General features: G+C 64.5%; 22 protein-coding genes and 1 pseudogene. 15 read left to right on the plus strand and 8 right to left on the minus strand.

Features of this window, described 5'->3' with window-relative positions; all coding sequences use genetic code 11:
* Positions 1–94 precede the first annotated feature (94 nt).
* The 4 genes and pseudogenes from dgcB to A9971_RS19605 form a co-directional block, all read left to right on the plus strand.
* Positions 95–2,044: a dimethylglycine demethylation protein DgcB gene (gene dgcB / locus A9971_RS19590; protein WP_183001132.1), complete on the plus strand. Its 1,950-nt coding sequence runs from the start codon at positions 95–97 to the stop codon at positions 2,042–2,044.
* Positions 2,044–3,264: an electron transfer flavoprotein subunit alpha/FixB family protein gene (locus A9971_RS19595; RefSeq protein WP_041120168.1), complete on the plus strand. Its 1,221-nt coding sequence runs from the start codon at positions 2,044–2,046 to the stop codon at positions 3,262–3,264. Before dgcB ends, A9971_RS19595 begins: the two co-directional genes overlap by 1 nt.
* A 9-nt stretch (positions 3,265–3,273) precedes the next feature.
* Positions 3,274–4,044, plus strand: coding sequence for an electron transfer flavoprotein subunit beta (locus A9971_RS19600; protein WP_011063912.1), 771 nt, complete (start codon positions 3,274–3,276; stop codon positions 4,042–4,044).
* A gap of 1,069 nt (positions 4,045–5,113) precedes the next feature.
* Positions 5,114–5,416 (plus strand): annotated as a pseudogene (locus tag A9971_RS19605) (GMC family oxidoreductase N-terminal domain-containing protein); the annotation flags it as partial.
* A 413-nt stretch (positions 5,417–5,829) separates the two neighbouring features.
* On the opposite strand, the gene gbcA reads toward A9971_RS19605, so the two are convergent.
* Positions 5,830–7,125: a glycine-betaine demethylase subunit GbcA gene (gbcA, locus tag A9971_RS19615; RefSeq protein WP_011063910.1), complete on the minus strand. Its 1,296-nt coding sequence runs from the start codon at positions 7,123–7,125 to the stop codon at positions 5,830–5,832.
* A gap of 291 nt (positions 7,126–7,416) precedes the next feature.
* Here gbcA and gbcB point away from each other — a divergent pair, with 291 nt between their 5' ends.
* Positions 7,417–8,517 (plus strand): glycine-betaine demethylase subunit GbcB, encoded by a 1,101-nt coding sequence (gbcB, locus tag A9971_RS19620; protein ID WP_011063909.1) that lies wholly within the window; start codon positions 7,417–7,419, stop codon positions 8,515–8,517.
* A gap of 78 nt (positions 8,518–8,595) precedes the next feature.
* Here the strand turns inward: gbcB and A9971_RS19625 are convergent, their stop codons facing one another.
* From A9971_RS19625 to A9971_RS19635, 3 genes are all read right to left on the minus strand, one after another.
* Positions 8,596–9,423, minus strand: coding sequence for a nitrilase-related carbon-nitrogen hydrolase (locus A9971_RS19625; protein WP_053154279.1), 828 nt, complete (start codon positions 9,421–9,423; stop codon positions 8,596–8,598).
* Positions 9,420–10,865: a cytosine permease gene (locus A9971_RS19630; RefSeq protein WP_077934895.1), complete on the minus strand. Its 1,446-nt coding sequence runs from the start codon at positions 10,863–10,865 to the stop codon at positions 9,420–9,422. The genes A9971_RS19625 and A9971_RS19630 overlap by 4 nt, the downstream gene beginning before the upstream one ends.
* A 269-nt stretch (positions 10,866–11,134) precedes the next feature.
* Positions 11,135–12,175, minus strand: a complete 1,041-nt coding sequence (locus tag A9971_RS19635) for a low specificity L-threonine aldolase (protein ID WP_011063906.1) — start codon at positions 12,173–12,175, stop codon at positions 11,135–11,137.
* 100 nt (positions 12,176–12,275) lie between these two features.
* Here A9971_RS19635 and A9971_RS19640 point away from each other — a divergent pair, with 100 nt between their 5' ends.
* From A9971_RS19640 to fdhA, 8 genes are all read left to right on the plus strand, one after another.
* A complete protein-coding gene (locus A9971_RS19640; protein ID WP_053160268.1) occupies positions 12,276–13,016 on the plus strand; it encodes a TraX family protein in 741 nt (246 codons plus the stop codon).
* Positions 13,017–13,328: 312 nt separating this feature from the next.
* On the plus strand, positions 13,329–14,582 hold the full coding sequence (locus tag A9971_RS19645) for a serine hydroxymethyltransferase (RefSeq protein ID WP_011063904.1): 1,254 nt from the start codon (positions 13,329–13,331) through the stop codon (positions 14,580–14,582).
* A 23-nt stretch (positions 14,583–14,605) separates the two neighbouring features.
* Entirely contained in the window at positions 14,606–15,856 is a 1,251-nt protein-coding gene (locus A9971_RS19650; protein ID WP_016964291.1) for a sarcosine oxidase subunit beta family protein, read from the plus strand.
* A gap of 14 nt (positions 15,857–15,870) precedes the next feature.
* Positions 15,871–16,173: a sarcosine oxidase subunit delta gene (locus tag A9971_RS19655; protein ID WP_011063902.1), complete on the plus strand. Its 303-nt coding sequence runs from the start codon at positions 15,871–15,873 to the stop codon at positions 16,171–16,173.
* Entirely contained in the window at positions 16,170–19,187 is a 3,018-nt protein-coding gene (locus A9971_RS19660) for a sarcosine oxidase subunit alpha (RefSeq protein ID WP_015637299.1), read from the plus strand. The genes A9971_RS19655 and A9971_RS19660 overlap by 4 nt, the downstream gene beginning before the upstream one ends.
* 137 nt (positions 19,188–19,324) lie before the next feature.
* Positions 19,325–19,957, plus strand: coding sequence for a sarcosine oxidase subunit gamma (locus tag A9971_RS19665; protein WP_015637298.1), 633 nt, complete (start codon positions 19,325–19,327; stop codon positions 19,955–19,957).
* Positions 19,958–20,105: 148 nt separating this feature from the next.
* On the plus strand, positions 20,106–20,963 hold the full coding sequence (purU, locus tag A9971_RS19670) for a formyltetrahydrofolate deformylase (RefSeq protein ID WP_041752650.1): 858 nt from the start codon (positions 20,106–20,108) through the stop codon (positions 20,961–20,963).
* A 170-nt stretch (positions 20,964–21,133) separates the two neighbouring features.
* Entirely contained in the window at positions 21,134–22,333 is a 1,200-nt protein-coding gene (gene fdhA, locus A9971_RS19675; protein ID WP_011063898.1) for a formaldehyde dehydrogenase, glutathione-independent, read from the plus strand.
* 186 nt (positions 22,334–22,519) lie between these two features.
* Here the strand turns inward: fdhA and A9971_RS19680 are convergent, their stop codons facing one another.
* Entirely contained in the window at positions 22,520–22,792 is a 273-nt protein-coding gene (locus A9971_RS19680) for a hypothetical protein (RefSeq protein WP_047306413.1), read from the minus strand.
* A gap of 452 nt (positions 22,793–23,244) precedes the next feature.
* On the opposite strand from A9971_RS19680, the gene A9971_RS19685 reads away from it, so the two are divergent.
* Complete coding sequence (locus A9971_RS19685; RefSeq protein WP_077934894.1) at positions 23,245–23,535, plus strand: type II toxin-antitoxin system RelB/DinJ family antitoxin; 291 nt, start codon at positions 23,245–23,247, stop codon at positions 23,533–23,535.
* Entirely contained in the window at positions 23,501–23,815 is a 315-nt protein-coding gene (locus A9971_RS19690) for a type II toxin-antitoxin system YafQ family toxin (RefSeq protein WP_015637293.1), read from the plus strand. Before A9971_RS19685 ends, A9971_RS19690 begins: the two co-directional genes overlap by 35 nt.
* Positions 23,816–23,878: 63 nt before the next feature.
* Here A9971_RS19690 and A9971_RS19695 read toward each other — a convergent pair whose 3' ends face one another.
* From A9971_RS19695 to A9971_RS19705, 3 genes are all read right to left on the minus strand, one after another.
* A complete protein-coding gene (locus A9971_RS19695) occupies positions 23,879–24,442 on the minus strand; it encodes a hypothetical protein (RefSeq protein WP_174395243.1) in 564 nt (187 codons plus the stop codon).
* A 151-nt stretch (positions 24,443–24,593) separates the two neighbouring features.
* Positions 24,594–25,268, minus strand: a complete 675-nt coding sequence (locus A9971_RS19700) for an anti-sigma factor domain-containing protein (RefSeq protein WP_174395244.1) — start codon at positions 25,266–25,268, stop codon at positions 24,594–24,596.
* Positions 25,265–25,909, minus strand: coding sequence for a sigma-70 family RNA polymerase sigma factor (locus A9971_RS19705; RefSeq protein ID WP_077934891.1), 645 nt, complete (start codon positions 25,907–25,909; stop codon positions 25,265–25,267). The genes A9971_RS19700 and A9971_RS19705 overlap by 4 nt, the downstream gene beginning before the upstream one ends.
* Between the last annotated feature and the right edge of the window lie 33 nt (positions 25,910–25,942).

Consider the following 25,942-nt stretch of genomic DNA (forward strand, 5'->3'; position numbering starts at 1 on the left):
GCTTGCCGGCGATCGGCACTGGCGAGATACCGCGTGCTGCCTGATCGCTGGCAAGCCAGCTCCTACAAGGCCCCAGGTCTTTGGGAGCTCCACCATGTTGAACACCCTTCTTCCCATTCTGTTGTTCGCCGCCATCGGCCTTGCGGTCCTTGGCGCGCTGCGACGCGTGGCCATGTGGCGCCGGGGGCGAGCCTCCAAGGTCGATCTGATTGGCGGCCTGCTGGCCATGCCCAAGCGCTACATGGTGGATCTGCACCACGTGGTGGCCCGGGACAAATACATGGCCAACACCCACGTGGCCACGGCGGGGGGCTTTGTCCTGGCCGCCGTGCTGGCGATCCTGGTGCACGGTTTCGGCCTGCACAACCGCATCCTGGGTTATGCCTTGCTGCTGGCCACCACGCTGATGTTCGTCGGCGCGCTGTTCGTCGCCAAGCGCCGGCGCAACCCGCCGGCGCGGCTGTCCAAAGGGCCGTGGATGCGCCTGCCCAAAAGCCTGCTGGCATTCTCCGTGAGCTTCTTCGTGGCGACCCTGCCGGTGGCCGGGATCCTTCCGGAAAACTTCGGTGGCTGGCTGCTGGCGGCGCTGCTTGCGCTGGGTGTGCTCTGGGGCGTGTCCGAGCTGTTCTTCGGCATGACCTGGGGCGGGCCGATGAAGCACGCCTTCGCTGGCGCCCTGCACCTGGCCTGGCACCGGCGCGCCGAGCGCTTTGGTGGCGGACGCTCCACCGGCCTCAAACCGTTGGACCTGGAAGACCCGAACGCGCCTTTGGGGGTGGAAAAGCCCAAGGACTTCACCTGGAACCAGTTACTGGGCTTCGACGCCTGCGTGCAGTGCGGCAAGTGCGAGGCGGCGTGCCCGGCCTTCGCCGCCGGCCAGCCGCTGAACCCGAAGAAACTGATCCAGGACATGGTGGTCGGCCTGGCCGGCGGTACCGACGCGCAGTTCGCTGGCAGCCCGTACCCTGGCAAGGCCATCGGCGAACACGGCGGCAACCCGCACCAGCCCATCGTCAACGGCCTGGTGGACGCCGAGACCCTGTGGTCCTGCACCACCTGCCGGGCCTGTGTCGAGGAATGCCCGATGATGATCGAACACGTCGATGCCATCGTCGACATGCGTCGCCATCTGACCCTGGAGAAGGGCGCCACGCCGAACAAGGGCGCCGAGGTCCTGGAAAACCTCATTGCCACCGACAACCCCGGCGGCTTCAACCCCGGCGGGCGGATGAACTGGGCGGCGGACCTGAACCTGTCCCTGCTCAGCGACAAACAAAGCACTGACGTGCTGTTCTGGGTCGGCGACGGCGCCTTCGACATGCGCAACCAGCGCACCCTGCGGGCCTTTGTCAAAGTGCTCAAGGCGGCCAAGGTGGACTTCGCCGTGCTCGGTCTGGAAGAGCGCGACAGCGGTGACGTGGCCCGGCGCCTGGGCGACGAAGCGACTTTCCAGCTGCTGGCCAAGCGCAACATCCAGACCCTGGCCAAGTACCGCTTCAAGCGCATCGTCACCTGCGATCCCCACAGTTTCCATATGCTGAAGAACGAGTACGGCGCCTTCGATGGCAACTACCTGGTGCAGCACCACAGCACCTACCTGGCCGAGTTGATTGGTGCCGGTACCCTCAATCTGGGCCAGCACAAAGGCAATAGCGTGACCTACCACGACCCCTGCTACCTGGGCCGTTACAACGGGGAATACGAAGCGCCGCGCGAGGTACTGCGGGCCCTGGGCATCGAGATCAAGGAAATGCAGCGCTCGGGCTTCCGTTCCCGTTGCTGCGGCGGTGGCGGCGGCGCGCCGATCACCGACATTCCGGGCAAGCAACGGATTCCCGACATGCGCATGCAGGACATCCGCGAAACCGGCGCCGAGCTGGTGGCCGTGGGTTGTCCACAGTGCACGGCGATGCTCGAAGGGGTGGTGGAGCCGCGGCCGATGATCAAGGACATCGCCGAACTGGTAGCCGATGCCTTGCTCGAAGACGCCGCCCCGAGCAAAGCGCCGGCGTCGGTGAAACCTGAACCTGCGGAGGTGCACTGATGAGCGACATTATCCGCCGCGATCCCCGGGCCGAGTGGATCGCCCGCAACCGCCTGCACCCGCTGCACGCGGCCATGCAGCCGGCGCAACACAGCTGGATGGGGCCCAATGGCCTGATCCGCAAGAACCCCCACGGCATCGGTTTCATCGGCCCTAACGGCCTCAAGCGCATCGACCGCAGTGGCGCCCAGCAGGGCGGCAGCGCCAAGCGCACGGCAGCGGCCGAGGTGCAGTTGCCGCTGCATCAAGTGGCGCAGCCGGCGTTCTACATCAGCGTGGTGCCGGACATGGTCGGTGGCCGCCTGAGCAGCCACGACCGCGACCTGCTGGGCCTGGCCCATCAGCTGGCGGGCCAGGACGGCGCGGTGCTGGCGGTGGTGTTCGGCGAGCACAAGGAATCGGCCTTCGCCACCGCGGGTGTCGACCGCCTGCTGGTGCTGCAAGGCAGCGAGTTCGAAGGTTATGCACCGGAGCAACGGGTGCAGGGCCTGCGGGCTGTGGATAACCAGTTCAGCCCGCGTCACTGGCTGCTGCCCGACAGCCGCACCGGCGGCGGCGAACTGGGCCGGCGCCTTGCCGCTGCCCTGGGCGAACGCCCGGCGACCCGGGTCTGGCAGGTCAAGGACGGGCAGTGCATCGGTCGTGCCGGCGCCGGCCTGCAGGACCTGGCGCGGCCGGTGGCGCGCTTGATCCTGGCCGCCGCCGAATGCGCGGAGCCGGTCAGCGAAACCCGCCACGAAGCCTTGCCGGTGGAGTTATCCACAAGCGTGGCCCGCAGCCTGGCGCGGATCGAAGACCTGGGCGCGGTGGCGGTGGACCCGGCGGCGATTCCCATGGCCGAGGCCGAATTCATCTTTTCCGGGGGCAACGGGGTCAAGGACTGGCCGCTGTTTCACCAGACCGCCGCCGCCCTGGGGGCCACCGAAGGCGCTTCGCGGGTGGCGGTGGACGACGGCTTCATGGCCCGCGACCGGCAAGTGGGGGCCAGTGGTATCTGGGTCACCGCGCGGGTCTATGTGGCGGTGGGGATTTCCGGAGCGATCCAGCACCTGCAGGGCATTGGTGCCTGCGACAAGGTGGTGGCGATCAACCTCGACCCGGGTTGCGACATGATCAAGCGTGCCGACCTGTCGGTGATTGGCGACAGCGCGGAGATTCTCAAGGCCTTGATCGCGGCGGTAGCGGCCTACCGCAACGACGCCAAGCGCGATGCGGCTTAAGGGGATGTTATGCACAGCAATGTAATCAGCCTGATTTCGATTGGCGCCCACCCCACCTCCGGCCGCCCGCGGCGTGCCGAACAGGATGCCCGGGCAGTGGAACTGGGCCTGCAACTGGCCGGTGCGCAGTTGCAGGTGCTGCATGCCGGCGATGTAGCCGAACCGGCCCTGCGCGCCTACCTGGGCATGGGCCTTGAACAGCTGCATGTGCTGGAGCAGCCGGCGGGCGCCGATGCCCTGCCGGCACTGACCCAGTACCTGCGTCATGCCGGCGCCCAGGTGGTGCTCACCGGCAGCCAGGCGGAAACCGGCGAGGGCTCGGGGATGCTGCCATTCCTGCTGGCGGAAAACCTCGGCTGGCCGCTGGTGGTGGGGCTGGCCCAGGTCGAGTCCCTGGGCGATGGCGTGGCCCATGTCCTGCAAGCCTTGCCTCGCGGCCAGCGACGCCGGCTCAAGGTGCGCCTGCCATTCCTCGCCACTGTGGATAACGCCGCACCCAAGCCGCGCCAGAGCGCCTACGGCCCGGCGCGCCGGGGCGTGCTCGAAACCGACCAGGTGCTGGTGGTGGAGGACGAGTTGTTCACAGGCTCCAGCCTGCAACCGGCCAAGCCGCGCCCCAAGCGCCTGAAAGTGATCAAGGCCAAGAGCGGCGCCGACCGCATGAAAGCCGCTACCGCCAAGGCCAGCGGCGGCACCGGCCAGGTACTCAAGGGCGTCAGCCCTGAGGCGGGTGCCGAAGCCATTCTCAAATTGCTCATCGAAGAAGGCGTAGTGCGCTGACCCCAGGGTTATGCACAACCCCTGGCACCGCTGTTCGCTGGCAAGCCAGCTCCTACGGGAGGGAAATGTACCCATGCCCTGTAGGAACCGGCTTGCCGGCGAAGAGGCCAGCGCGGTTTTGCACAATTTCCGGCCGTCTTTCGCGACAGGGGGGTAGGGTTACTCACAATCCCTGTGTGCGGACCTGTGGATAAGGTGTTCGCGCCTCGCTCCAGCCCTTGTTCAGCAGGCCCTGGCGCCGCCTGTACGATTTTTGATCAGGCTAAGTCGGGGTTTTTTATGGCGTTTTTTCCATGATGGGAAAACCCTCGGGCAGACTTTTGCACAGCAGTTGCCCCCAAAGTCTGTTGGCGCTTCTGTGGATAAGATGTTCGCTTAGCGCTGTATCCCTTGCAGAACGGGGCTTTCAAGATTTTGTTCAAAAAACGACCAAATGCTGGTTTTTCCGCAGAATATCCTGGCGTGCCCCTGATAATGCGCGGCTTTTGGCGGTTTTCCACAGTGCCCGACTAGTGCACCCGAGTTGCCCCCAAAGTCTGTTGGCCGTTCTGTGGATAAGGTGTTCGCCTTCCTCTGTAGCCCTCTGAATACGTGGCTTTGATGGCTGTGTTCAAAAAATGATCAATACCTTGTGAAACAGCACTTTCTTCATAAGTCACGGATTTTATTGCCATTGCCCGGCGAAATATCCCCATGCCAGAGGAACTTGCCCACAGTTGCTGTGGGCCAAGGTGTGGATAAGGTGTTCGTCGAAGGCTGCACCCCTTGTAATCCATGGCTTGTGCGGCAATAGATCAAATTTCATACAGTTCTAATGGCTGCCTTGACACTGGCAAGTGGCCTGTCTTCACTGATGCCACAAGGACTTGGCAGTTACTTATCCACATCCGGTTCCCGGGAGCTCAGGCAATGGACTGTCGTTTATCACAGGCTTCTGCGATCCGCGCCTTTCTCCCTCGACGCACCCGCCGCCGCGCCACCAACCAGCGCGCCCGCCTATAGCTGCACTCCCGGGCTGCCGCCGGTTGGCACTTTTTCCACAGTTTGTGTTTCCCTGGCCCGGCTCCAGGCCAACCAGAAGTCCGCGGACTTTCTCAAGCAGGAGGCGCGTTTCTACAAGCCGCCGATCAACGTGACCTTCGCCAAGTTGCCCAACAACCTCAACCACGTCGGGGTCGAGCAACTGCCGTGCAACCACTGTGGCGACTGCGTCTGGGGCTGTAACAACAAGGCCAAGAACACCACCCTGATGAACTACCTGCCGGACGCCTGCAATCACGGTGCGCAGATTTTCTGCCAGGCCCAGGTGCGCCATCTGGAGCGTGACGGCGACGGCTGGATCGTGCGCTTCCAGTACCTGGACAGCGCCCAGGGACGGCATGTATGGGCGCTGCATCGGCCATGGGCGATTCCCTATGGCGTTACCAGCGAACTGAAGGGCAACACCCAGGTGCAATGGTCGGAAACCCTTTCGGCAGACGATCCGAACTACCCGCTACGGGTGCGCAATGGCTATGTGAAGGTGAGGCTGGACGGCCCGCAGATCAGCGAGACCTTCATCGGCGAGACCGGCGCGGTCAGCTGGTCGCGGCCCTGAAGGCCCTGTAGCCGCTGCCGACCCCGCGAGGCTGCGACAAGGTCCGCAGGACCTTGCTTGACGGTTTTCCGCCGGACCTCAGGCGCTCTCAAGATCGCTGCGCCTGCTGCGTCGGAATGCCGCCCAAGCCGTTCGCAGCCTGCGGCAGCGGCTACACAAGCCTTGTAGCCGCTGCGGTGCTTGCAGTGTCAGCCGGTGACCGGAACACCCTTGAGGTAAGGCGCCGGTTCCGCCCCCAGGTTGCTCAGCATGCGCTCGCTGTACCAGTCGACGAAGTTGACCACGCCGAACTCGTAGGTCTTGGAGTACGGGCCGGGCTGGTAGGCGGTGGAGTTGATGCCGCGCTGGTTCTCTTCCGCCAGGCGCCGGTCCTGGGCGTTGGTGGCGTCCCACACCTGGCGCATGCGCTCGACGTCGTAGTCCACGCCTTCCACGGCGTCCTTGTGCACGATCCACTTGGTGGTGACGATGGTTTCCTGGGCGCTGATGGGCCACACGGTGAACACGATGATGTGGTCGCCCATGCAGTGGTTCCACGAGTGGGGCAGGTGCAGGATGCGCATCGAGCCCAGGTCCGGGTTCTTGATCCGGCCCATGAGTTTGGCGCAGCCCTGTTTGCCGTCCAGGGTCATGGACACGGTGCCCTTGAGCAGCGGCATGCGCACGATGCGGTTGCGCAGGCCGAAGCTGGCGTGGGCGTAAGGGATCTTCTCGGCTTCCCAGGCGGCAGCGGAGGCGGCCACGTGGTCCTTGAACGCCTGGTCGGCCCGCGGGTCGGTGACGTCGTCCCATTCCAGCAGGGTTTTCAGCAATTCGGGGTGCGAGCCGCCGCAGTGGTAGCACTCGCGGTTGTTCTCCAGCACCAGCTTCCAGTTGGCCTTTTCATGCAAGGTGGTCTGCACCGCCACCTTGGTGTTCTCCATGTCGTAGGGCTCCATGTAATGGGCCAGGGTCGCGAGGAAGTCGTCGATGGCCGGCGGGTTCTCGGCCAGGGAGATGAAGATGTAGCCGCCGGCGGTCTTCACGTTCACCGGTTTCAGGCCGTATTGCTTCATGTCGAAGTCGGCGCCCATCTCGGTGCCGGCGAACAGCAGGCGGCCGTCCAGTTCGTAGGTCCACTGGTGGTAGTGGCAGACCAGCTTGGCGACCTTGCCCTTGTCGCTGGTGCACAGCCGTGAGCCGCGGTGGCGGCAGACGTTGTGGAAGGCGTGGACCACGCCGTCGGCGCCGCGGATGACGATGATCGGGTTCTTGCCGATCTGCAGGGTGATGTAGTTGCCCTTGGTAGGGATCTCGCAGGTCATGCCGGCGATCAGCCATTCCTTCTGGAAGATCTCCTGCATGTCGATATCGAACAGCCTTTCATCGCAGTAGAACGGCTGCGGCAGGGAAAAGGTCCGCTCACGTTCCTGCAGCATCTGTGCAGTGGCCTTGCGTGCAGGTTCCAGCGGATCGCCCAAGCTCAGGGTTGCGGTGACGTCCATCGTTCAAGTCCTCATGGCCGTTCAGTGCGGCCGGCGAATTAATTAGTGGCTACGGTGGGTGCTACGCAAGTCACGAAAAAAACGGCTGTTGTCGTTGAGGCGAGTGTGGGTCCGCAGGCGCCAAGAACCTTATCCATGGGCGACATGGCCCAATCTGTTCCCGACGCGCCAGCCCCGGCAGCTGGGGGCTGGTCGCGATAAGCATGTGAATGTCGCAGATAGGTAAATGGGCGCGAGAAGCCTTACGCAGAATCGCTGACAAGACGCCGACCGTCGGCCGTGGAGAACAGCATGTCCAACACCTTCCTCAACCCGGTAACCACCCAGACCTGGGCCAATGGCCGTCACATCGTCCGTTGCGTCAAAGTCATCCAGGAAACCTGGGACGTGCGGACCTTCTGCTTCATGGCCGACCAGCCGATCATGTTCTTCTTCAAGCCTGGGCAGTTCGTCACCCTGGAGCTGGAGATCGAGGGCCAGCCAGTGATGCGTTCCTACACCATCTCCAGCTCGCCCTCGGTGCCCTACAGCTTCTCGGTGACCATCAAGCGCGTGCCCGGCGGCAAGGTCTCCAACTGGCTGCACGACACCCTGCACGAAGGCCAGGAACTGGCGGTGCACGGGCCGGTGGGGCTGTTCAACGCCATCGACTTTCCGGCGCCGAAGATCCTCTACCTCAGCGGCGGCGTCGGCATTACCCCGGTGATGTCCATGGCGCGCTGGTTCTACGACACCAACGCCAACGTCGACATGGTGTTCATCCACAGCGCCCGTTCCCCCAAGGACATCATTTACCACCGCGAGCTGGAGCACATGGCCTCGCGGATCGACAACTTCAGCCTGCACCTGATCTGCGAAAAGCACGGCCTGGGCGAGCCCTGGGCCGGTTATCGCGGCTACCTGAACCACAAGATGCTGGAGTTGATGGCCCCGGATTTCCTGGAGCGGGAAGTGTTCTGCTGCGGCCCCACGCCCTATATGAGCGCGGTCAAGCGGCTGCTGGAAGCCGCCGGTTTCGACATGGCTCGCTACCACGAGGAATCCTTCGGCGCGACCCCGGCCGAAGCCCGGGCCGATGCGGTGGAACACGCCGAACAGGCGGCCGAGGCGCCGGAGCCGGACCTGGCGGACCTGCATCAGGTGGAGTTCACCGCTTCGGGCAAGAGCATCCGCGTGGCCCCCGGGGAAACCGTGCACGCGGCGGCGGCCAAGCTTGGCCTGATGATTCCCAAGGCCTGCGGCATGGGCATCTGCGGCACCTGCAAGGTGCTCAAGCTGGGGGGCGAGGTGGAGATGGAGCACAACGGCGGGATCACCGAGGAAGACGAAGCCGAAGGCTACATCCTGTCCTGCTGCAGCGTGCCCAAGGGCGACGTGCGGGTGGAGTTCTGATCGCCGGCAAACCGGCCCCTACATCCGTTTGCTGTAGGAGCCGGCTTGCCAGCGAACAGGTGCAAGCTGATCCTTCGGTTACTGATACAACGCCGGGCGCCGATCCAGGTGCACATGGTTATGTTCACTGATGGACTTGTGCCAGGCCTGGGTCAGGTCCAGCTCCGCCAACAGCAACTGCTCGGCGCTTTCCCGATCCCTGCCCGCCAGTGGATAACCGTCGGCATCGACAAGGGTCGAGCCGCCCACCCAGTTCACTCCACGTTCCTCGCCGCAGCGGTCGCAGGCGGCGATGAACATCCGGTTGACCGCCGCATTGGCCTGCACCCGGACCATCTCCGCCGGTCGCTCGCCCAGCGGGCGCGGGCCATCCGGCCAGTTCACCGGGGCGCACAGCAGGGCCGCGCCGGCCAGGGCTGGCAGGCGCACCCACTCGGGAAACTCCAAGTCGTAGCAGATCATCATGGCGATCGGCCCGAAGCGGGTCGGCACCACCGGCGGCGGTTCGTCGCCTGGGGTGAAGATCAGGTTTTCCCGATCCCACAGGTGGGCCTTGCGGTACAGCGTCAGCCTGCCTTCGGGTTCGACCAGCGCCGCGCTGTTGGCCACGCGCTCCTGGTCCAGGCGCTCGCAGAAGCCGCCGACGATCACCACCTGCAGCTCTTCGGCCAGGGTTTTCCACAGGCTCAGGGTCGGCCCGTCGAGGCTTTCCGAGAGTGCCAGGGCTTCATTGCGGTCGCTGAACACATAGCCGCTCTGCACCAGTTCCGGCAGCACCACCACCTGGGCGCCGCGGGCGGCGGCCTGGCGTATCGCCTCGGCGCCCAGGGCGAGGTTGTACTTAAGGTCGCCGATGCGCGGGGCCACTTGCTGGCAGGCCACCTTGAGGGATGCCTGAGGAATCATTGCGCGCCTCCTTCCAGTTGCTGCTCGCTGGCCTGGATGGCCAGGCGCTCCGCGTCCAGGTCCAGGTTGCGGGTCAGCGCCCAGTAGACCAGCGCGGCCACGGCAAGGCCAACCACGAAGGCAATGTCGGCGCCGCCCAGGGCCTGGGACAGCGGGCCCTGGAAGAAACTCAGGGACATGAACGGCACCATCGCCAGCAGGCCGAGGAAATACGCCAGCAGCCCGGCGCTGGACCAGCGGCCATAGATCCCGGTGTGATTGAAGATGTCGCTGATGGCATAGCGACCTTTGCGCACCAGGTAGAAGTCCGCCAGGTTGACTGCGGTCCAGGGCACCAGGAAATACAGCATCAGCAGCACGAAAGTGTTGAAGCTGCCCAGGTAGCTCTCGGGAATGTTCATGGCGATGAGAAAGATCACCACCGCCACCAGCACGATTCCGCAGACCCGGCTCTTGAGGTTGGGCTTGATCGACTTGAAGCCGTCGATGGCGCTGATGCCGGTGAGCATGGCGCCGTAGCAGTTGACCGCCATGATGCCCACCAGCGCCGGCACCGCGATCAGCACGGTGAAGGTGCCGAAGCCGGGGATCACCCGGTTGCCCACTTCGCGCACGCTGGCGATGGCATCGGGGGAGGGCAGGGCCGAAGCCAGGAACGCCCCCAGGGACATCAGCCACAGGGCCGAACCGGCGGCGCCCAGGTAGGTCCAGAAGATCACCTGGCGCGACGGCGTCTGGTGCGGCAGGTAGCGTGAGTAGTCGGAGACGTACACCGAATAGCTGATCTGGTAGCCGGCGGCGGCCGACAGCTGGATCAGGAACGCCGACCAGGAGAACTGCGGGTCGGCCAGGGCCGAGTCGGCCTGCAGGGTCAGCAGGGCACTGACGGTGAGCACCGCGAACACGCTGATCATCACGTAGGTCAGCCAGCGCTGCACGGTGTGCAGCAGGTCATGGCCGATCACCGCGATCAGCACCGCCACGGCGATCATCAGGGTGTACCAGGGCGCCCGGGCCCCGGGAATCACCGTGTTGATGGCATCGGTGGCGAGAATCACGTTGAACACGTTGAAGCCGATGTAGACGAACACCACGGCGGTGAACGGCACGATGGCGCCACGCAGACCGAACTGGGCGCGGGACTGGATCATCTGCGGCAGCCCCATGCGCGGGCCCTGGTTGGCGTGGAAGGCCATGCAGAAGGTGCCCAGGCAGACGCCGATGACGATCGCCAGGATGGCGTATTGCAGGGCGAGGCCCAGGGCTGCGCCGGTGAAACCGGTGACCATGGTGGTGAGCACGAAGTTGCCGGTGAACCAGAAGGGGCCCTGGTGCCAGACCTTGCCGTGGCGCTCGTTGCGCGGCACGTAGTCGATGGAACGGGTTTCGATCGCAAGGCCGGGAGGCTGGGCTTTCTCGGTGACGCAAGAAGAAGTCGTCATGGGGTACAGCCTTATTTTTATAGGTCGACCCCGGAGTCTCGGACAAACGCTGCGGTTGTTGAATCAGTGGGGGCAAATAATCAGTTCAGGAATTTGTGAACTGATGTGGGGGGCTTGACGGGACTCTTCGCTGGCAAGCCAGCTCCTACGGGGTGGGAGGTGCGCTGGCCATTGTAGGAGCCGGCTTGCCGGCGAAGGCGTCGGTGAGCGCGGCGCTTGGGTTGCGGGCCTCTTCGCTGGCAAGCCAGCTCCTACAGGCGGGGGGTGGGTCAGGCGCTCATGACGGTGCGGATGTCGGCTGCCAGTTCGCGCACGCGGTCTTCCTCGGTGTCCCAGGAGCACATGAAGCGCGCGCCACCCTTGCCGATGAAGGTGTAGAAGCGCCAGCCCTTGGCCGTCAGTGCGGCAATGGCCGGTTCCGAGAGTTGCAGGAACACGCCGTTGGCCTGCACCGGGAACATCAGTTCCACGCCAGGGATGTCGGCCACCAGTTGGGCCAGCAGCTGCGCGCAGTGGTTGGCGTGGCGGGCGTGCTTGAGCCAGGCGTCGTTTTCCAGGAGGCCGACCCAGGGCGCGGAGAGAAAGCGCATTTTCGAGGCCAGCTGGCCAGCCTGCTTGCAGCGGTAGTCGAAGTCTTCCGCCAGCTTGTGGTTGAAGAACAGGATCGCTTCACCCACCGCCATGCCGTTTTTCGTGCCGCCAAAGCACAGCACGTCCACGCCGGCCTTCCAGGTCAGCTCCGCCGGGGTACAGCCGAGGAAGGCGCAGGCGTTGGAGAAGCGCGCGCCGTCCATGTGCAGGTTCAGCCCCAGTTCCTTGCAGGTGGCACTGATGGCGCGAACTTCTTCCGGGGTGTAGACACTGCCCACCTCGGTGGCCTGGGTCAGGGTTACCACCCGCGGCTTGGGATAGTGGATGTCCTGGCGCTTGAGGGCGATCTCGCGGATCGATTCCGGGGTCAGCTTGCCGTTCTGGGTGCCGGCGATCAGCAGCTTGGAGCCGTTGGAGAAGAACTCCGGGGCGCCGCACTCGTCGGTTTCGACGTGGGCGGTTTCCGAGCAGATCACGCTGTGGTAACTCTGGCACAGCGACGACAGGGCCAGGGAGTTGGCGGCGGTGCCGTTGAAGGCGAAGAACACTTCGCAATCGGTTTCGAACAGTTTGCGGAAATGATCCGAGGCGCGAGCGGTCCACTGGTCGTCGCCGTAAGCGCGCTCGTGGCCGTGGTTGGCCTGCTCCATGGCGGCCCAGGCTTCGGGGCAGATGCCGGAGTAGTTGTCGCTGGCGAATTGTTGGCTCTTGTCGGTCATGGCCGGCTCCGTGGTCGATGATGGTGCGCACTTTAACCAAGAATAATGGCCCAGCACACGCTCTGTTTATGCCGGAATAATGCATGGCCCATAAGGATTTATGCGTGACGCGATGCTGAAACCCGACACTGCTCGGCGCGACGGGGCGCTGGATGCGCTGAAATGGCTGGCGCTGCTGAGCATGGTCCTCGATCACCTGCGTTATGTGGGCCTGAGCCTGGACTGGCTTTACGTACCCGGGCGCCTGGCGTTTCCCTGGTTCTGCCTGGCCATGGCGGTGAACCTGACCCGGGCCAGGGATGAAATCGACCGCCGGCCCGGCCCATGGCGCTACCTGGGCTGGTTGCTGCTGTTCAGCCTGCTGAGCGAGATTCCCTATCGTCTGTTCATTCCCGACCCCGATACCTTGAATGTGTTGCCCACCCTGGCCCTGGGCCTGCTGGTGGCTCGCGGCTGGCAGCGGCGCAGAGGCCTGGACCTGGGGCTTGGCCTGCTGGCCTTGCTGCTGGCGGTGGTTTTCAGCGAGCGGCTGATGTTCGGCGCCTTCGGGGTGTTGCTGCCGCTGGCCCTGGTACTGGTGTTGCGCCGGCCCTGGTATTTCAGCCTGCTGCCTGGGGCGCTGTGCCTGGCGGCCAATCAATGGGAAACCTTGTTCCCGGCGGCGCGCCTGGGCAATCAGGTGGCGACCTGCGGTATTGCCGCTTGTCTGCTGGCGCCGTGGCTGGGGCTGATGCTGCTGCGGGGGCTGCGTGGCAGGTCGGTGCCGGCCATGCGCCGCTGGGCCTACCTGCTGTACCCGGCGCACTTTCTCCTGCTGCTGGCCCTGCGCGCAGCCCTGTAGGAGCCGGCTTGCCGGCGAAGGCGCCCGTGAGGATTTGCGCCCGGCTTGCGGGCCTCTTCGCTGGCAAGCCAGCTCCTACGGCAGAGGGCGTTGCGTTGCGGGGGAAGGACAGGCCCGATCCAGAGCCGTTGGCGGGTGGTGCGGGCAGGCATTTATCTCCGCACGCCAGGGCATGTCGTAAACGCACCTTTGCGTGGCGTCCATAGGCATTTGAGTTCCCCTTCCCGGTCATACCATCGCATCCAAAGGGCGTAGCTGTAAGGCTCGCCTCACCGAGACGAAAGGCGCACCGCCGCCGCTGGGAGAGACGTGATGTTCAGCAAGCAAGACCAGATCCAGGGTTACGACGATGCACTGCTGGCGGCCATCAATGCCGAGGAACAACGCCAGGAAGATCACATCGAGCTGATCGCGTCGGAAAACTACACCAGCAAGCGGGTGATGCAGGCGCAAGGCAGCGGGCTGACCAACAAGTACGCCGAAGGCTATCCGGGCAAGCGCTACTACGGTGGCTGCGAGCACGTGGACAAGGTCGAGGCCCTGGCCATCGAGCGCGCCAAGCAACTGTTCGGTGCCGACTACGCCAACGTCCAGCCGCACTCCGGTTCTTCGGCCAACAGCGAGGTGTACCTGGCCCTGCTGCAGGCCGGCGATACCATCCTCGGCATGAGCCTGGCCCATGGCGGCCACCTGACCCACGGGGCCAAGGTGTCGTCCTCGGGCAAGCTGTACAACGCGGTGCAGTACGGCATCGACACCCGCACCGGGTTGATCGACTACGACGAAGTCGAGCGCCTGGCCGTGGAACACAAGCCGAAGATGATCGTCGCCGGCTTCTCGGCCTACTCCAAGACCCTGGACTTCCCGCGCTTCCGGCAGATCGCCGACAAGGTCGGGGCGCTGCTGTTCGTCGACATGGCCCACGTCGCCGGGCTGGTGGCCGCCGGTCTGTATCCCAACCCGCTGCCCTATGCCGACGTGGTCACTACCACCACCCACAAGACCCTGCGCGGTCCCCGTGGCGGGCTGATCCTGGCCAAGGCCAACGAAGAGATCGAGAAGAAACTCAACGCTGCCGTGTTCCCGGGTGCCCAGGGCGGTCCGCTGATGCATGTGATTGCGGCCAAGGCGGTGTGCTTCAAGGAAGCGCTGGAACCTGGCTTCAAGGCTTATCAGCAGCAAGTGATCGACAACGCCCAGGCCATGGCCGGCGTGTTTATCAAACGCGGCTACGATGTAGTGTCCGGCGGCACCGACAACCACCTGTTCCTGGTCAGCCTGATTCGCCAGGGCCTGACCGGCAAGGATGCCGATGCCGCCCTGGGCCGCGCCCACATCACCGTGAACAAGAACGCCGTGCCCAACGACCCGCAGTCGCCGTTTGTCACGTCCGGCCTGCGCATCGGCACCCCTGCGGTCACCACCCGCGGTTTCAAGGTCACCCAGTGCACCGAACTGGCGGGCTGGATCTGCGACATTCTCGACCACCTCGGCGATGCCGACGTCGAGGCCAATGTCGCCCGTCAGGTGGCGGCCCTGTGTGCTGATTTCCCGGTTTACCGCTGAGAGCCGCAACTGGAGCAATGACTATGCAACGCTATTCGGGCTTCGGCCTCTTCAAGCACTCTCTCAGCCACCATGAAAACTGGCAGCGCATGTGGCGCACCCCGACCCCGAAGAAAGTCTATGACGTGGTCATAGTCGGCGGCGGCGGGCATGGCCTGGCCACCGCCTACTACCTGGCCAAGGAACACGGCATCACCAATGTCGCGGTGGTGGAGAAGGGCTGGCTGGGCGGCGGCAACACCGCGCGCAACACCACCATCGTGCGTTCCAACTACCTGTGGGACGAGTCGGCGCAGCTCTACGAGCATGCGATGAAGTTGTGGGAAGGCCTGTCCCAGGACCTCAACTACAACGTGATGTTCTCCCAGCGCGGGGTCTACAACCTGTGCCATACCCTGCAGGACATCCGTGATTCCGAGCGCCGGGTCAGCGCCAACCGGCTCAACGGCATCGATGGCGAGTTGCTCAACACCCAGCAGGTGGCGGACGAGATTCCCTACCTGGATTGCTCGAAAAACACCCGTTATCCGATCCTCGGCGCCACAGTCCAGCGCCGTGGCGGCGTGGCCCGTCACGATGCCGTGGCCTGGGGTTTCGCCCGGGCCGCCGACGCCCTGGGCGTGGACCTGATCCAGCAGACTGAAGTCATTGGCTTTCGCAAGGAAAACGGCGTGTGCATCGGCGTCGAGACCAACAAGGGCTTTATCGGTGCCAAGCGCGTCGGCGTGGTCACGGCCGGTAACTCCGGGCACATGGCCAAGCTCGCGGGCTTTCGCCTGCCGATCGAATCCCACCCGCTGCAAGCGCTGGTGTCGGAACCGATCAAACCGATAATCGACAGCGTGATCATGTCCAACGCGGTGCACGGCTACATCAGCCAGTCGGACAAGGGCGACCTGGTGATCGGCGCCGGTATCGACGGCTGGGTCGGCTACGGCCAGCGCGGCTCCTACCCGGTGATCGAGCACACCATCCAGGCCATCGTCGAGATGTTCCCGGTCCTCTCCCGAGTGCGCATGAACCGTCAGTGGGGCGGCATCGTCGACACCAGCCCGGACGCCTGCCCGATCATTTCCAAGACCCCGGTGCCGAACATGTTCTTCAACTGCGGTTGGGGCACTGGTGGCTTCAAGGCCACCCCGGGCTCGGGCAACGTGTTTGCCGCGAGCCTCGCCAAGGGCGAGATGCATCCTCTGGCCGCCCCTTTCTCCATCGACCGTTTCCACAACGGTGCGCTGATCGACGAACACGGCGCTGCTGCGGTCGCCCACTAACAGGAGAAATCCCTATGTTGCATATCTTCTGTCCTCACTGCGGCGAGCTGCGCTCCGAAGAGGAATTCCATTCGTCCGGCCAGGCGCACATTCCCCGGCCGCTGGACCCCAACGCCTGCACCGACGAGGAGTGGGGCGACTACATGTTCTTCCGCGACAACCCTCGCGGCCTGCACCACGAGTTGTGGATCCACGCCGCCGGTTGCCGCCAGTACTTCAACGCTACCCGCGACACCGTCACCTACGAAATTCTTGAGACCTACAAGATCGGCACCAAGCCGCAATTCACCGCCAAGGCTGCTGGAGAGAAGGTATGAGCCAGACCAATCGCCTGTCCAACGGCGGACGCATCGACCGCAACAAGGTCCTGACCTTCACCTTCAACGGCCAGAGCTACAAGGGTTTTGAGGGCGACACCCTGGCCTCGGCCCTGCTGGCCAACGGCGTGGACATCATCGGCCGCAGCTTCAAGTACTCCCGGCCCCGGGGCATCTTCGCCGCAGGCTGCGAGGAGCCCAACGCGGTGCTGCAGATCGGTGCCACCGAAGCCACCCAGATCCCCAACGTGCGCGCCACCCAGCAGGCGCTGTACCAGGGCCTGGTCGCCACCAGCACCAACGGCTGGCCCAGCGTCAACAACGACATGATGGGGATTCTCGGCAAGGTCGGCGGCAAGCTGATGCCGCCGGGCTTCTACTACAAGACCTTCATGTACCCGCAATCGTTCTGGATGACCTACGAGAAGTACATCCGCAAGGCGGCGGGCCTCGGTCGCTCGCCCACCGAGAACGATCCGGACACCTACGACAACATGAACCAGCACTGCGACGTGCTGATCGTCGGCGCCGGCCCCGCGGGCCTTGCCGCCGCCCTGGCAGCGGCCCGCAGTGGCGCCCGGGTGATCCTGGCCGACGAGCAGGAAGAGTTCGGCGGTACCCTGCTGGACAGCCGCGAGAGCCTGGACGGCAAGCCGGCGGCGGAGTGGGTGGCCAGTGTGGTTGCCGAACTCCAGTCGCTGCCGGATGTGTTGCTGCTGCCGCGGGCCACGGTCAACGGCTACCACGACCACAACTTCCTGACCATTCACGAGCGCCTCACCGATCACCTCGGCGACCGCGCGCCCATCGGCCAGGTACGCCAGCGCATCCACCGGGTCCGCGCCAAGCGCGTGGTGCTGGCCACCGGCGCCCATGAGCGGCCGCTGGTCTACGGCAACAACGATGTGCCGGGCAACATGCTGGCTGGCGCGGTCTCCACCTATGTGCGGCGCTACGGCGTGGCCCCGGGCAAGAAACTGGTGCTGTCCACCAACAACGACCACGCCTACCGTGTGGCCCTGGACTGGCTCGACGCCAGCCTGCAAGTGGTGGCCATCGCCGATGCGCGGCACAACCCGCGCGGCGCCCTGGTGGAAGAAGCCCGGGCCAAGGGTATTCGCATCCTCACCTCCAGCGCGGTGATCGAGGCCCGAGGCAGCAAGCACGTGACCGGCGCGCGTGTAGCGGCCATCGACGTCAAGGCACACAAGGTCACCAGCCCCGGCGAATGGCTCGACTGCGACCTGATCGCCAGCTCCGGCGGCTACAGCCCGGTGGTGCACTTGGCCTCGCACCTGGGCGGCAAGCCGGTGTGGCGCGAAGACATCCTCGGTTTCGTGCCCGGTGAAGCGCCGCAGAAGCGTGTGTGCGTCGGTGGCATCAACGGCGTCTACAGCCTCGGCGATACCCTGGCCGACGGTTTCGAAGGCGGTGTGCGCGCCGCCAGTGAAGCCGGTTTCCAGGCCGTTGAGGGCGTTCTGCCCAAGGCCCTGGCCCGTCTTGAAGAACCGACCCTGGCGCTGTTCCAGGTGCCCCACGAAAAAGGCACGGCGCGTGCGCCGAAGCAATTCGTCGACCTGCAGAACGACGTCACCGCCGCCGCCATCGAACTGGCGACCCGCGAGGGCTTCGAGTCGGTGGAACACGTCAAGCGCTACACCGCCCTGGGCTTCGGCACCGACCAGGGCAAGCTGGGCAACGTCAACGGCCTGGCCATTGCCGCCCGTTCGCTGAACGTCAGCATTCCGCAGATGGGCACCACCATGTTCCGTCCGAACTACACGCCGATCACCTTCGGCGCCGTGGCTGGCCGGCACTGCGGGCACATCTTCGAGCCGGTGCGCTTCACCGCGCTGCATGCCTGGCATGTGAAGAATGGCGCCGAGTTCGAAGACGTCGGCCAGTGGAAACGCCCCTGGTACTTCCCGAAAAACGGCGAAGACCTGCATGCCGCGGTCAAGCGCGAATGCCAGGCCGTGCGCGACAGCGTCGGCCTGCTGGACGCCTCGACCCTGGGCAAGATCGACATCCAGGGCCCGGACGCCCGGGAGTTTCTCAACCGCATCTACACCAACGCCTGGACCAAGCTCGACGTGGGCAAGGCCCGCTACGGCCTGATGTGCAAGGAAGACGGCATGGTCTTCGACGACGGCGTCACTGCCTGTCTGGCCGACAACCACTTCCTGATGACCACCACCACCGGCGGCGCGGCCCGCGTGCTGCAGTGGCTGGAGATCTACCAGCAGACCGAATGGCCGGACCTCAAGGTGTACTTCACCTCGGTCACCGACCACTGGGCCACCATGACCCTGTCCGGGCCCAACAGCCGCAAGCTGCTGAGCGAAGTCACCGACATCGACCTGGACAAGGACGGCTTCCCGTTCATGACCTGGAAGGAAGGCCTGGTGGGTGGCGTACCGGCGCGGGTGTTCCGTATCTCGTTCACCGGCGAGCTGTCCTACGAGGTCAACGTCCAGGCCGACTACGCCATGGGCGTGCTGGAGCAGATCGTCGAGGCCGGCAAGAAGTACAACCTGACCCCCTACGGCACCGAGACCATGCACGTGCTGCGGGCCGAGAAGGGCTTCATCATCGTCGGCCAGGACACCGACGGCTCCATGACCCCGGACGACCTGAACATGGGCTGGTGCGTGGGCCGGACCAAGCCGTTCTCCTGGATCGGCTGGCGCGGCATGAACCGTGAAGACTGCGTGCGCGAGCAGCGCAAGCAACTGGTGGGCCTCAAGCCGATCGACCCGACCCAGTGGCTGCCGGAAGGTGCGCAACTGGTGTTCAACCCCAAGCAGGCGATCCCGATGAGCATGGTGGGCCACGTGACCTCCAGCTATGCCCACAACTCCCTGGGTTATTCCTTCGCCCTGGGTGTGGTCAAGGGGGGGCTCAAGCGCCTGGGCGAGCGGGTCTTCGCACCGCTGGCCGATGGCCGGGTGATCGAGGCGGAAATCGTTTCCTCGGTGTTCTTCGACCCCAAAGGCGACCGCCAGAACATCTAAGGCACAACACGCTCATGTAGGAGCCGGCTTGCCGGCGAAGGCGGCCTTAGGGCCGGCACAAGGCCCAAGCGCCTCTTCGCCGACAGCCGCCTCCCCACAGGGCTGGCGTTATCAACAGAATTCAGGACAGGTGCTCTATGACCGCAGTCAACGTTTACCAACAGCGCCCCACCACCGGGGCCAAGGCCGAGTCGTCGTTGCACCACGCCGACCTGCCGAGCCTGGTGGGCAAGGGCCGCAAGAACGCCGGGGTGACCCTGCGCGAGAAAAAACTCCTCGGCCACCTGACGATCCGTGGCGACGGCCACGATCCGGCCTTCGCCGCCGGCGTGCACAAGGCCCTGGGCATCGAGTTGCCGGGTGCCCTGAGCGTGGTGGTCAAGGGTGAATCCAGCCTGCAATGGCTGGGTCCGGATGAGTGGCTGCTGATTGTGCCCAGCGGCGAAGAGTTCGCCGCCGAGCAGAACCTGCGCGCCGCCCTGGGCGACCTGCATATCCAGATCGTCAACGTCAGCGGCGGCCAGCAGATCCTCGAACTGTCCGGCCCCAACGTGCGTCAGGTGCTGATGAAGTCCACCAGCTACGACGTGCACCCCAACAACTTCCCGGTGGGCAAGGCAGTGGGCACGGTGTTCGCCAAGTCGCAACTGGTGATCCGCCGTACCGGCGAAGACACCTGGGAGTTGCTGGTGCGCCGTAGCTTCTCCGATTACTGGTGGATGTGGCTGCAGGATGCCGCGGCCGAATATGGCCTGAGTGTCCAGGCCTGAACCCAGCTTGGCTTGGTAGGAGCGAGCTGGCTCGCGAAGGATGGATTTTCCGGAAGACCACAGCGCCCTTGGATTTTTCGCGAGCAAGCTCGCTCCTACAGAGAATCGACCGCGCTGCGGTTGCCCCAACGAACAGGAGTTATCCCGCATGAGCCGCGCCCCCGATACATGGATTCTCACCGCCGACTGCCCCAGCGTGCTCGGCACGGTGGACGCGGTGACCCGCTTTCTGTTCGAGCAGGGCTGCTACGTCACCGAGCACCACTCCTTCGATGACCGGCTCTCGGGCCGCTTCTTCATTCGCGTGGAGTTTCGCCAGCCCGACGGCCTCGACGAACAGGGCTTTCGCGATGGTCTGGCGCAGCGGGCCAAGGCCTTCGAGATGAACTTCGAACTGACCGCGCCGCACTACCGGCCGAAGGTGGTGATCATGGTCTCCAAGGCCGACCACTGCCTCAACGACCTGCTCTACCGCCAGCGCATCGGCCAGTTGCCCATGGACGTGGTGGCGGTGGTGTCCAACCACCCGGACCTCAAGCCCCTGGCCGACTGGCACCAGATTCCCTACCACCACTTCCCCCTAGACCCCAACGACAAGCCGTCCCAGGAGCGTCAGGTGTGGCAGGTGATCGAGGACTCCGGCGCCGAACTGGTGATCCTTGCCCGCTACATGCAAGTGCTGTCGCCGGAGCTGTGCCGCAAGCTCGATGGCAAGGCCATCAACATCCACCACTCGCTGCTGCCGGGCTTCAAGGGCGCCAAGCCTTATCACCAGGCCTACAACAAGGGGGTGAAACTGGTGGGAGCCACGGCGCACTACATCAACAACGACCTGGACGAAGGCCCGATCATCGCCCAGGGCGTGGAGGTGGTGGACCACAGCTATTACCCCGAGGACCTGATCGCCAAGGGCCGGGATATCGAGGGCCTGACCCTGGCCCGGGCGGTGGGTTATCACATCGAGCGGCGGGTGTTCCTGAACGGCAACCGGACGGTGGTGCTCTGATGATTCCCGGGGCTGCTGCGCAGCCCTTCGCGAGCAAGCTCGCTCCTACAGGCGTTGCGCCTGTTCGCACGAAAGCGATTTTGAAAACGAAACAGCATCTGTACCCGAGCAATCCACGTGTTTCCCCTTTGGGTTACGCGGTTCCATAACAACAACAGCGAGGTGAAAGCATGTCTGGTAATCGTGGTGTCGTGTATCTGGGCAGCGGCAAGGTCGAGGTACAGAAAATCGACTATCCAAAAATGCAGGACCCGCGCGGCAGGAAGATTGAGCACGGCGTCATCCTGCGCGTGGTCTCCACCAACATCTGCGGTTCGGACCAGCACATGGTCCGTGGTCGTACCACCGCCCAGGTCGGCCTGGTGCTGGGCCATGAAATCACCGGCGAGGTGATCGAGAAGGGCAGCGACGTCGAGAACCTGAAGATCGGCGACCTGGTCTCGGTGCCCTTCAACGTGGCGTGCGGGCGCTGCCGCTCCTGCAAGGAACAGCACACCGGGGTCTGCCTGACCGTCAACCCGGCTCGCGCCGGCGGTGCCTATGGCTACGTCGACATGGGCGACTGGACCGGCGGCCAGGCCGAGTATGTGCTGGTGCCTTACGCCGACTTCAACCTGCTGAAACTGCCGAACCGCGACAAGGCCATGGAGAAGATCCGCGACCTGACTTGCCTCTCCGACATCCTGCCCACCGGTTATCACGGCGCCGTCACCGCTGGCGTTGGCCCGGGCAGCACCGTTTATGTGGCCGGTGCCGGCCCGGTCGGCCTGGCGGCTGCCGCTTCCGCGCGCCTGCTGGGGGCGGCGGTGGTGATCGTCGGTGACGTCAACCCGGTACGCCTGGCCCACGCCAAGGCCCAGGGTTTTGAAATTGCCGACCTGTCCAAGGACACCCCGCTGCACGAACAGATCGCCGATTTGCTTGGTGAGCCGGAAGTCGACTGCGCAGTGGACGCCGTGGGCTTCGAAGCCCGTGGCCACGGCCATGCCGGTGCCCAGCACGAAGCCCCGGCCACCGTGCTCAACTCGCTGATGGGCGTGGTGCGGGTGGCGGGCAAGATCGGCATTCCCGGCCTGTACGTCACCGAAGACCCGGGCGCGGTGGACGCCGCGGCGAAGATGGGCAGCCTGAGCATCCGCTTCGGCCTGGGCTGGGCCAAGTCCCACAGCTTCCACACCGGCCAGACCCCGGTGATGAAATACAACCGCCAACTGATGCAGGCCATCATGTGGGACCGCATCAACATCGCCGACGTGGTGGGGGTTGAAGTCATCAGCCTCGACGACGCCCCGCGCGGCTATGGCGAGTTCGATGCCGGCGTGCCGAAGAAATTCGTCATCGACCCGCACAAGCTGTTCAGCGCTGCCTGAGGACCGTCAGTAACGAAAAACGCCGCCTTCTCTAGCCGAGAAGGCGGCGTTTTTTTCTTCTGTAGCGAGGGAGCTTGCTCCCGATGGTTGCGACACGGTTGTGCCAGTCGAGTCGCGGATTCAGGTTTTACGACCGCTGCGCGGCCGAGCGGGAGCAAGCTCCCTCGCCACAGCGGCCGCTTTCAATCAGGCGATCAGCGTGGCGCGCAGGCGCCGTCCCAGCACATCCATCAGGTCGCAGCCATCGCGCAGGGGAATGGCGCAGAGCTGGGCCAGCTCCTGGGCCAGTACCGGGTCCTTGCCCAGGGCATCGCTCAAGGCCAGTTGCTCCAGCACCTGGGTCACGGCGCGGATACGGAAGGCGGCGGCTTCATGGAGCACATCCAGCGGCGCCTGAGTGTCGATCAGTAGGGAGGGGATATTGCAGTCGTGGCCGGTGATCGGCATGTAACGGTTCATTCGATAACACTCCTGTGTCGTCTTCCTGAATGCCGCCACTCATCTGTCGCCAAGCATTGGGTGGCAGCTGTACGCAGGTTGGCGAACCGGAGACACAAGAACCCGGCAGACCCGAAGGTCTCCCGCGCACAGCTGCCATAAAGCAACGGATGCGCTTGCGCTCACGTTTTCCACTGAGCGCGGAAACCGTGTACGCCTTGTATCTGACGGGTCGCCAAACCCGGTCGCCATCTCGGCGACCGGCGGACTATAAGCCGCTGGCGCAGGAGCGGCAAGGCGTCGGGTGGTGGATGTCTTGCAGAAGGTTTCGTCCGCTGTGGCGTCGCTGAACGTGCACGAGGCGCTGTCCACGAGGCCGGTCCACTGAAATCGGTTGACCGCAAAGAGTCGACCTCGCAGAATGGAAAAACGTAGCGACAATGTAGCTACAAATAACCAATAGAGGTGATACCTTGGCTGCATTACTGAAAACCACTGATGTGCGTTGCCGCATAGACGAGGACTTGAAGGTGAGTGCTACTGCTGTGCTGGAAGCCTGCGGGCTGAGCCTCAGTGAGGCCATGCGCCTGTTCCTGCGTCAGGTTGTGGCCGTGCAGGGACTGCCTTTCGAAGTGCGTGTCCCATCAGAGAAAACCGCTCGTGCCATGGCGCAGGCGCGTGAGATTCGTCGTCAGTACGACTCGATTGACGACATGTTGAGGGATGCTGATGGCGAAGCCGGAGAGGAACCCCAAGCGCGCTGACCTGCCCAGGCAATGCGCACAAACGCCGGAGTTTAAAAAGTCCTGGGAGCGCTATCGGCGTGCAGGGCGTCGTGATATGCACGAAGTGCGCAAGGTCATGGTGCTGCTGTTCCTGGGGGAGCCACTACCGGCCCAGTACCTCGATCATGCGTTGAAAGGGGAGTGGGACGGTTTCAGAGAGTGTCATATCGGTGGCGATTTTCTGCTGATTTATGACGTGGCCCGAGCCGGTCTTGTGACCTTTGTCGATCTGGGCAGCCATGCCGAATTGTTCAGATAACCTCATGCAGATTGCACAAACCCGCCTATTGGCGGGTTTGTGTTGCCCGCCAATCAAGCCTGATCAATAGCCTCTACCCGGGTAGTCGAACCAGTGTTCGCCACTCAGGATTTCCTTTATGTCGGTCTCGGCCAGGATGCCTGGCGCATCCCGCTGGAAGCGCGAGCGCCACTGGGGCAGCCACCAGTAGTTCAGCGCCGTGCCTCTTGGTATCAGCACCAGGGTCAGGACGGGGCGGTCCATGGCCCCGCGCTGGTACAGCTGGTGGCTGCGGTCCATGAGGTCCAGGTAGTAGTCGAGGGGCAGGGACAGCATCAGGGCCGTGGTATGCACCTTTTCGGTCTGGGTTCGCTGTGGGTCCTGCAGCAGGTTCAGGGCTTCGCAGTAGTAACGCTCGGGTTGGCGGGCGAACGCCTGGGCCTCGGCAACGCCAAGAATGCCCAAGGCACTGCCGTCGTCGCGCCAGTCGGCTCCCTGGCGATCGCTGAAGTGCTGGCGGATGAAGCCGGTCAGGGGGCCCGGGGGCGTGTCGGCGCATTGGCTGCTATCGACCGGGGTGCCGATTCGCCAGAGGAACAGGGCCGTTGCCAGGGCCAGCAGGATGCAGCTGTATAGCGCAGCTCTCATAAGAGTCCGTTCGGTTGATGGCGCCAGGTGGCGCGGGGTCTTCCATGGCAGGCAGGGGGGCTGTCTGCAAAGGCGTGGGTGGGGGCCTGGGCGCGGAGTTTACCTTGAGGGCGTTCGCGGGCAAGCCCGCTCCTACGCCAGCGGGTGCCGGTTACAGCACTGTAAGTTGTCCCTGGTACAGCACCGGCCCGGTGGGTTGGCCGGTGGGTGAGCCGCCGTGGGGTTCCAGGCTCACGGCCAGGGCTATCGGGGTGCCCAGCAGTTCGCGTTGGGCCGGGCTCAGGTTGATCTTGCCTTGGCCGCCCACCGGCACCACGCCGAGGGAAATCGGTTTGCCGTCGGCAGGGATCGCCCAGAGTTCCAGGCTGCGGTCCAGGCCGACGGTGGCCAGGGTCAAGGGTTCGACTTGCAGGTACTGGGCGTGGGCCTTGATCCGCAGCGCCGGTTGCTGGTCGGCGCTGAGCAGGGTGGCGCTGTAGCGCACCTGATCGCTTTGCTGGATAAAGCCGATGTACAGAGTCGCCACGACCGCGCAGGCGGCAATCGCCAAGCGCAGGCGCATCCACAGTGGATTCTTTTTCGGTACATGCAGGACCTGAGGCTCGATGCGCGCCTGGATACCCTCCCAGACTCGTTCGGGCACCACCTCTTCCGGCAAGGCGTCGGTCAGGGGGGCGAGGCTTTCCTGCCACTGCGCCAGTTCTTCGCGCAGGGCCGCGTCGTCCAGCAGGAGCATTTCGAAGCGGCGGCGCGCGGCGCCCTGCATCAGGCCGATGGCGTAGTCGGCGGCCAAGGCGCGGCGGCGTTCAGGGGTTTGATAGTTCATGATTCAAGGCACCGGCGCAGGCGTTCCATGCCCCGGCGAATCCAGGATTTCACCGAGCCCAGGGGCGCCGCCAGGTGTTCGGCCAGCTCCGAGCAGGACAGGCCTTGGAAGTAGGCCACGGTGATGGATTGGCGTTGCATGCCGTCAAGGCTTTCCAGGCAGCGGTTCAGGGCCACGGCGGAGCGGGCGCTGTCCAGTTGTTCGTGGGCCGAAGGGCTTTGATCCTCCAGCTGTTGCTCTTCGAGTTCGCCCAGGGGCCGTTCGCGGTGTTTGCGCAACTGGTCGATGGCCTGGTTGCGGGTGATGTTGATCATCCAGGTCAGGGGGGCGGACAGGTGCGGCTGGTAGCGTACGGCGTTGTTCCAGATGCGCACGAAGCTTTCCTGCAGCACTTCCTCGGCCAGATCGCGGCGGCCCATGAAGCGCAGGGCAACGCCGTGCAGGCGGGGCGCAACACTGCGATAGAGGGTTTCGAAGGCCCGGCGATCTCCCAGTGAACACTGGGCCAGCAGGTGTCGCAGCTGATCGGTGTCGAGGCTCGAGATGGCGGTTCTCCTGGCAGGAACTGGGGCAAGGGGCAACGACAGGCGCTGATTGACGCAGCCAAAGATTAGTCCAGGAGGGTCGGTTGTTCCATTCACGTCTTGCTGCCTCGCGCCGGGGGGCTGGGGTTG

Origin of the sequence: Pseudomonas sp. UME65 (genome assembly GCF_014170225.1) — a bacterium.
Lineage (GTDB): Bacteria > Pseudomonadota > Gammaproteobacteria > Pseudomonadales > Pseudomonadaceae > Aquipseudomonas > Aquipseudomonas protegens.

Excerpts from the sequence above, each read along its gene's own strand:
- dgcB (WP_183001132.1), top strand. The coding sequence starts at position 95 with ATGTTGAACACCCTTCTTCCCATTCTGTTGTTCGCCGCCATCGGCCTT.
- A9971_RS19595 (WP_041120168.1), top strand. The coding sequence starts at position 2,044 with ATGAGCGACATTATCCGCCGCGATCCCCGGGCCGAGTGGATCGCCCGC.
- A9971_RS19600 (WP_011063912.1), top strand. The coding sequence starts at position 3,274 with ATGCACAGCAATGTAATCAGCCTGATTTCGATTGGCGCCCACCCCACC.
- gbcA (WP_011063910.1), bottom strand. The coding sequence starts at position 7,125 with ATGGACGTCACCGCAACCCTGAGCTTGGGCGATCCGCTGGAACCTGCA.
- gbcB (WP_011063909.1), top strand. The coding sequence starts at position 7,417 with ATGTCCAACACCTTCCTCAACCCGGTAACCACCCAGACCTGGGCCAAT.
- A9971_RS19625 (WP_053154279.1), bottom strand. The coding sequence starts at position 9,423 with ATGATTCCTCAGGCATCCCTCAAGGTGGCCTGCCAGCAAGTGGCCCCG.
- A9971_RS19630 (WP_077934895.1), bottom strand. The coding sequence starts at position 10,865 with ATGACGACTTCTTCTTGCGTCACCGAGAAAGCCCAGCCTCCCGGCCTT.
- A9971_RS19635 (WP_011063906.1), bottom strand. The coding sequence starts at position 12,175 with ATGACCGACAAGAGCCAACAATTCGCCAGCGACAACTACTCCGGCATC.
- A9971_RS19640 (WP_053160268.1), top strand. The coding sequence starts at position 12,276 with ATGCGTGACGCGATGCTGAAACCCGACACTGCTCGGCGCGACGGGGCG.
- A9971_RS19645 (WP_011063904.1), top strand. The coding sequence starts at position 13,329 with ATGTTCAGCAAGCAAGACCAGATCCAGGGTTACGACGATGCACTGCTG.
- A9971_RS19650 (WP_016964291.1), top strand. The coding sequence starts at position 14,606 with ATGCAACGCTATTCGGGCTTCGGCCTCTTCAAGCACTCTCTCAGCCAC.
- A9971_RS19655 (WP_011063902.1), top strand. The coding sequence starts at position 15,871 with ATGTTGCATATCTTCTGTCCTCACTGCGGCGAGCTGCGCTCCGAAGAG.
- A9971_RS19660 (WP_015637299.1), top strand. The coding sequence starts at position 16,170 with ATGAGCCAGACCAATCGCCTGTCCAACGGCGGACGCATCGACCGCAAC.
- A9971_RS19665 (WP_015637298.1), top strand. The coding sequence starts at position 19,325 with ATGACCGCAGTCAACGTTTACCAACAGCGCCCCACCACCGGGGCCAAG.
- purU (WP_041752650.1), top strand. The coding sequence starts at position 20,106 with ATGAGCCGCGCCCCCGATACATGGATTCTCACCGCCGACTGCCCCAGC.
- fdhA (WP_011063898.1), top strand. The coding sequence starts at position 21,134 with ATGTCTGGTAATCGTGGTGTCGTGTATCTGGGCAGCGGCAAGGTCGAG.
- A9971_RS19680 (WP_047306413.1), bottom strand. The coding sequence starts at position 22,792 with ATGAACCGTTACATGCCGATCACCGGCCACGACTGCAATATCCCCTCC.
- A9971_RS19690 (WP_015637293.1), top strand. The coding sequence starts at position 23,501 with ATGGCGAAGCCGGAGAGGAACCCCAAGCGCGCTGACCTGCCCAGGCAA.
- A9971_RS19695 (WP_174395243.1), bottom strand. The coding sequence starts at position 24,442 with ATGAGAGCTGCGCTATACAGCTGCATCCTGCTGGCCCTGGCAACGGCC.
- A9971_RS19700 (WP_174395244.1), bottom strand. The coding sequence starts at position 25,268 with ATGAACTATCAAACCCCTGAACGCCGCCGCGCCTTGGCCGCCGACTAC.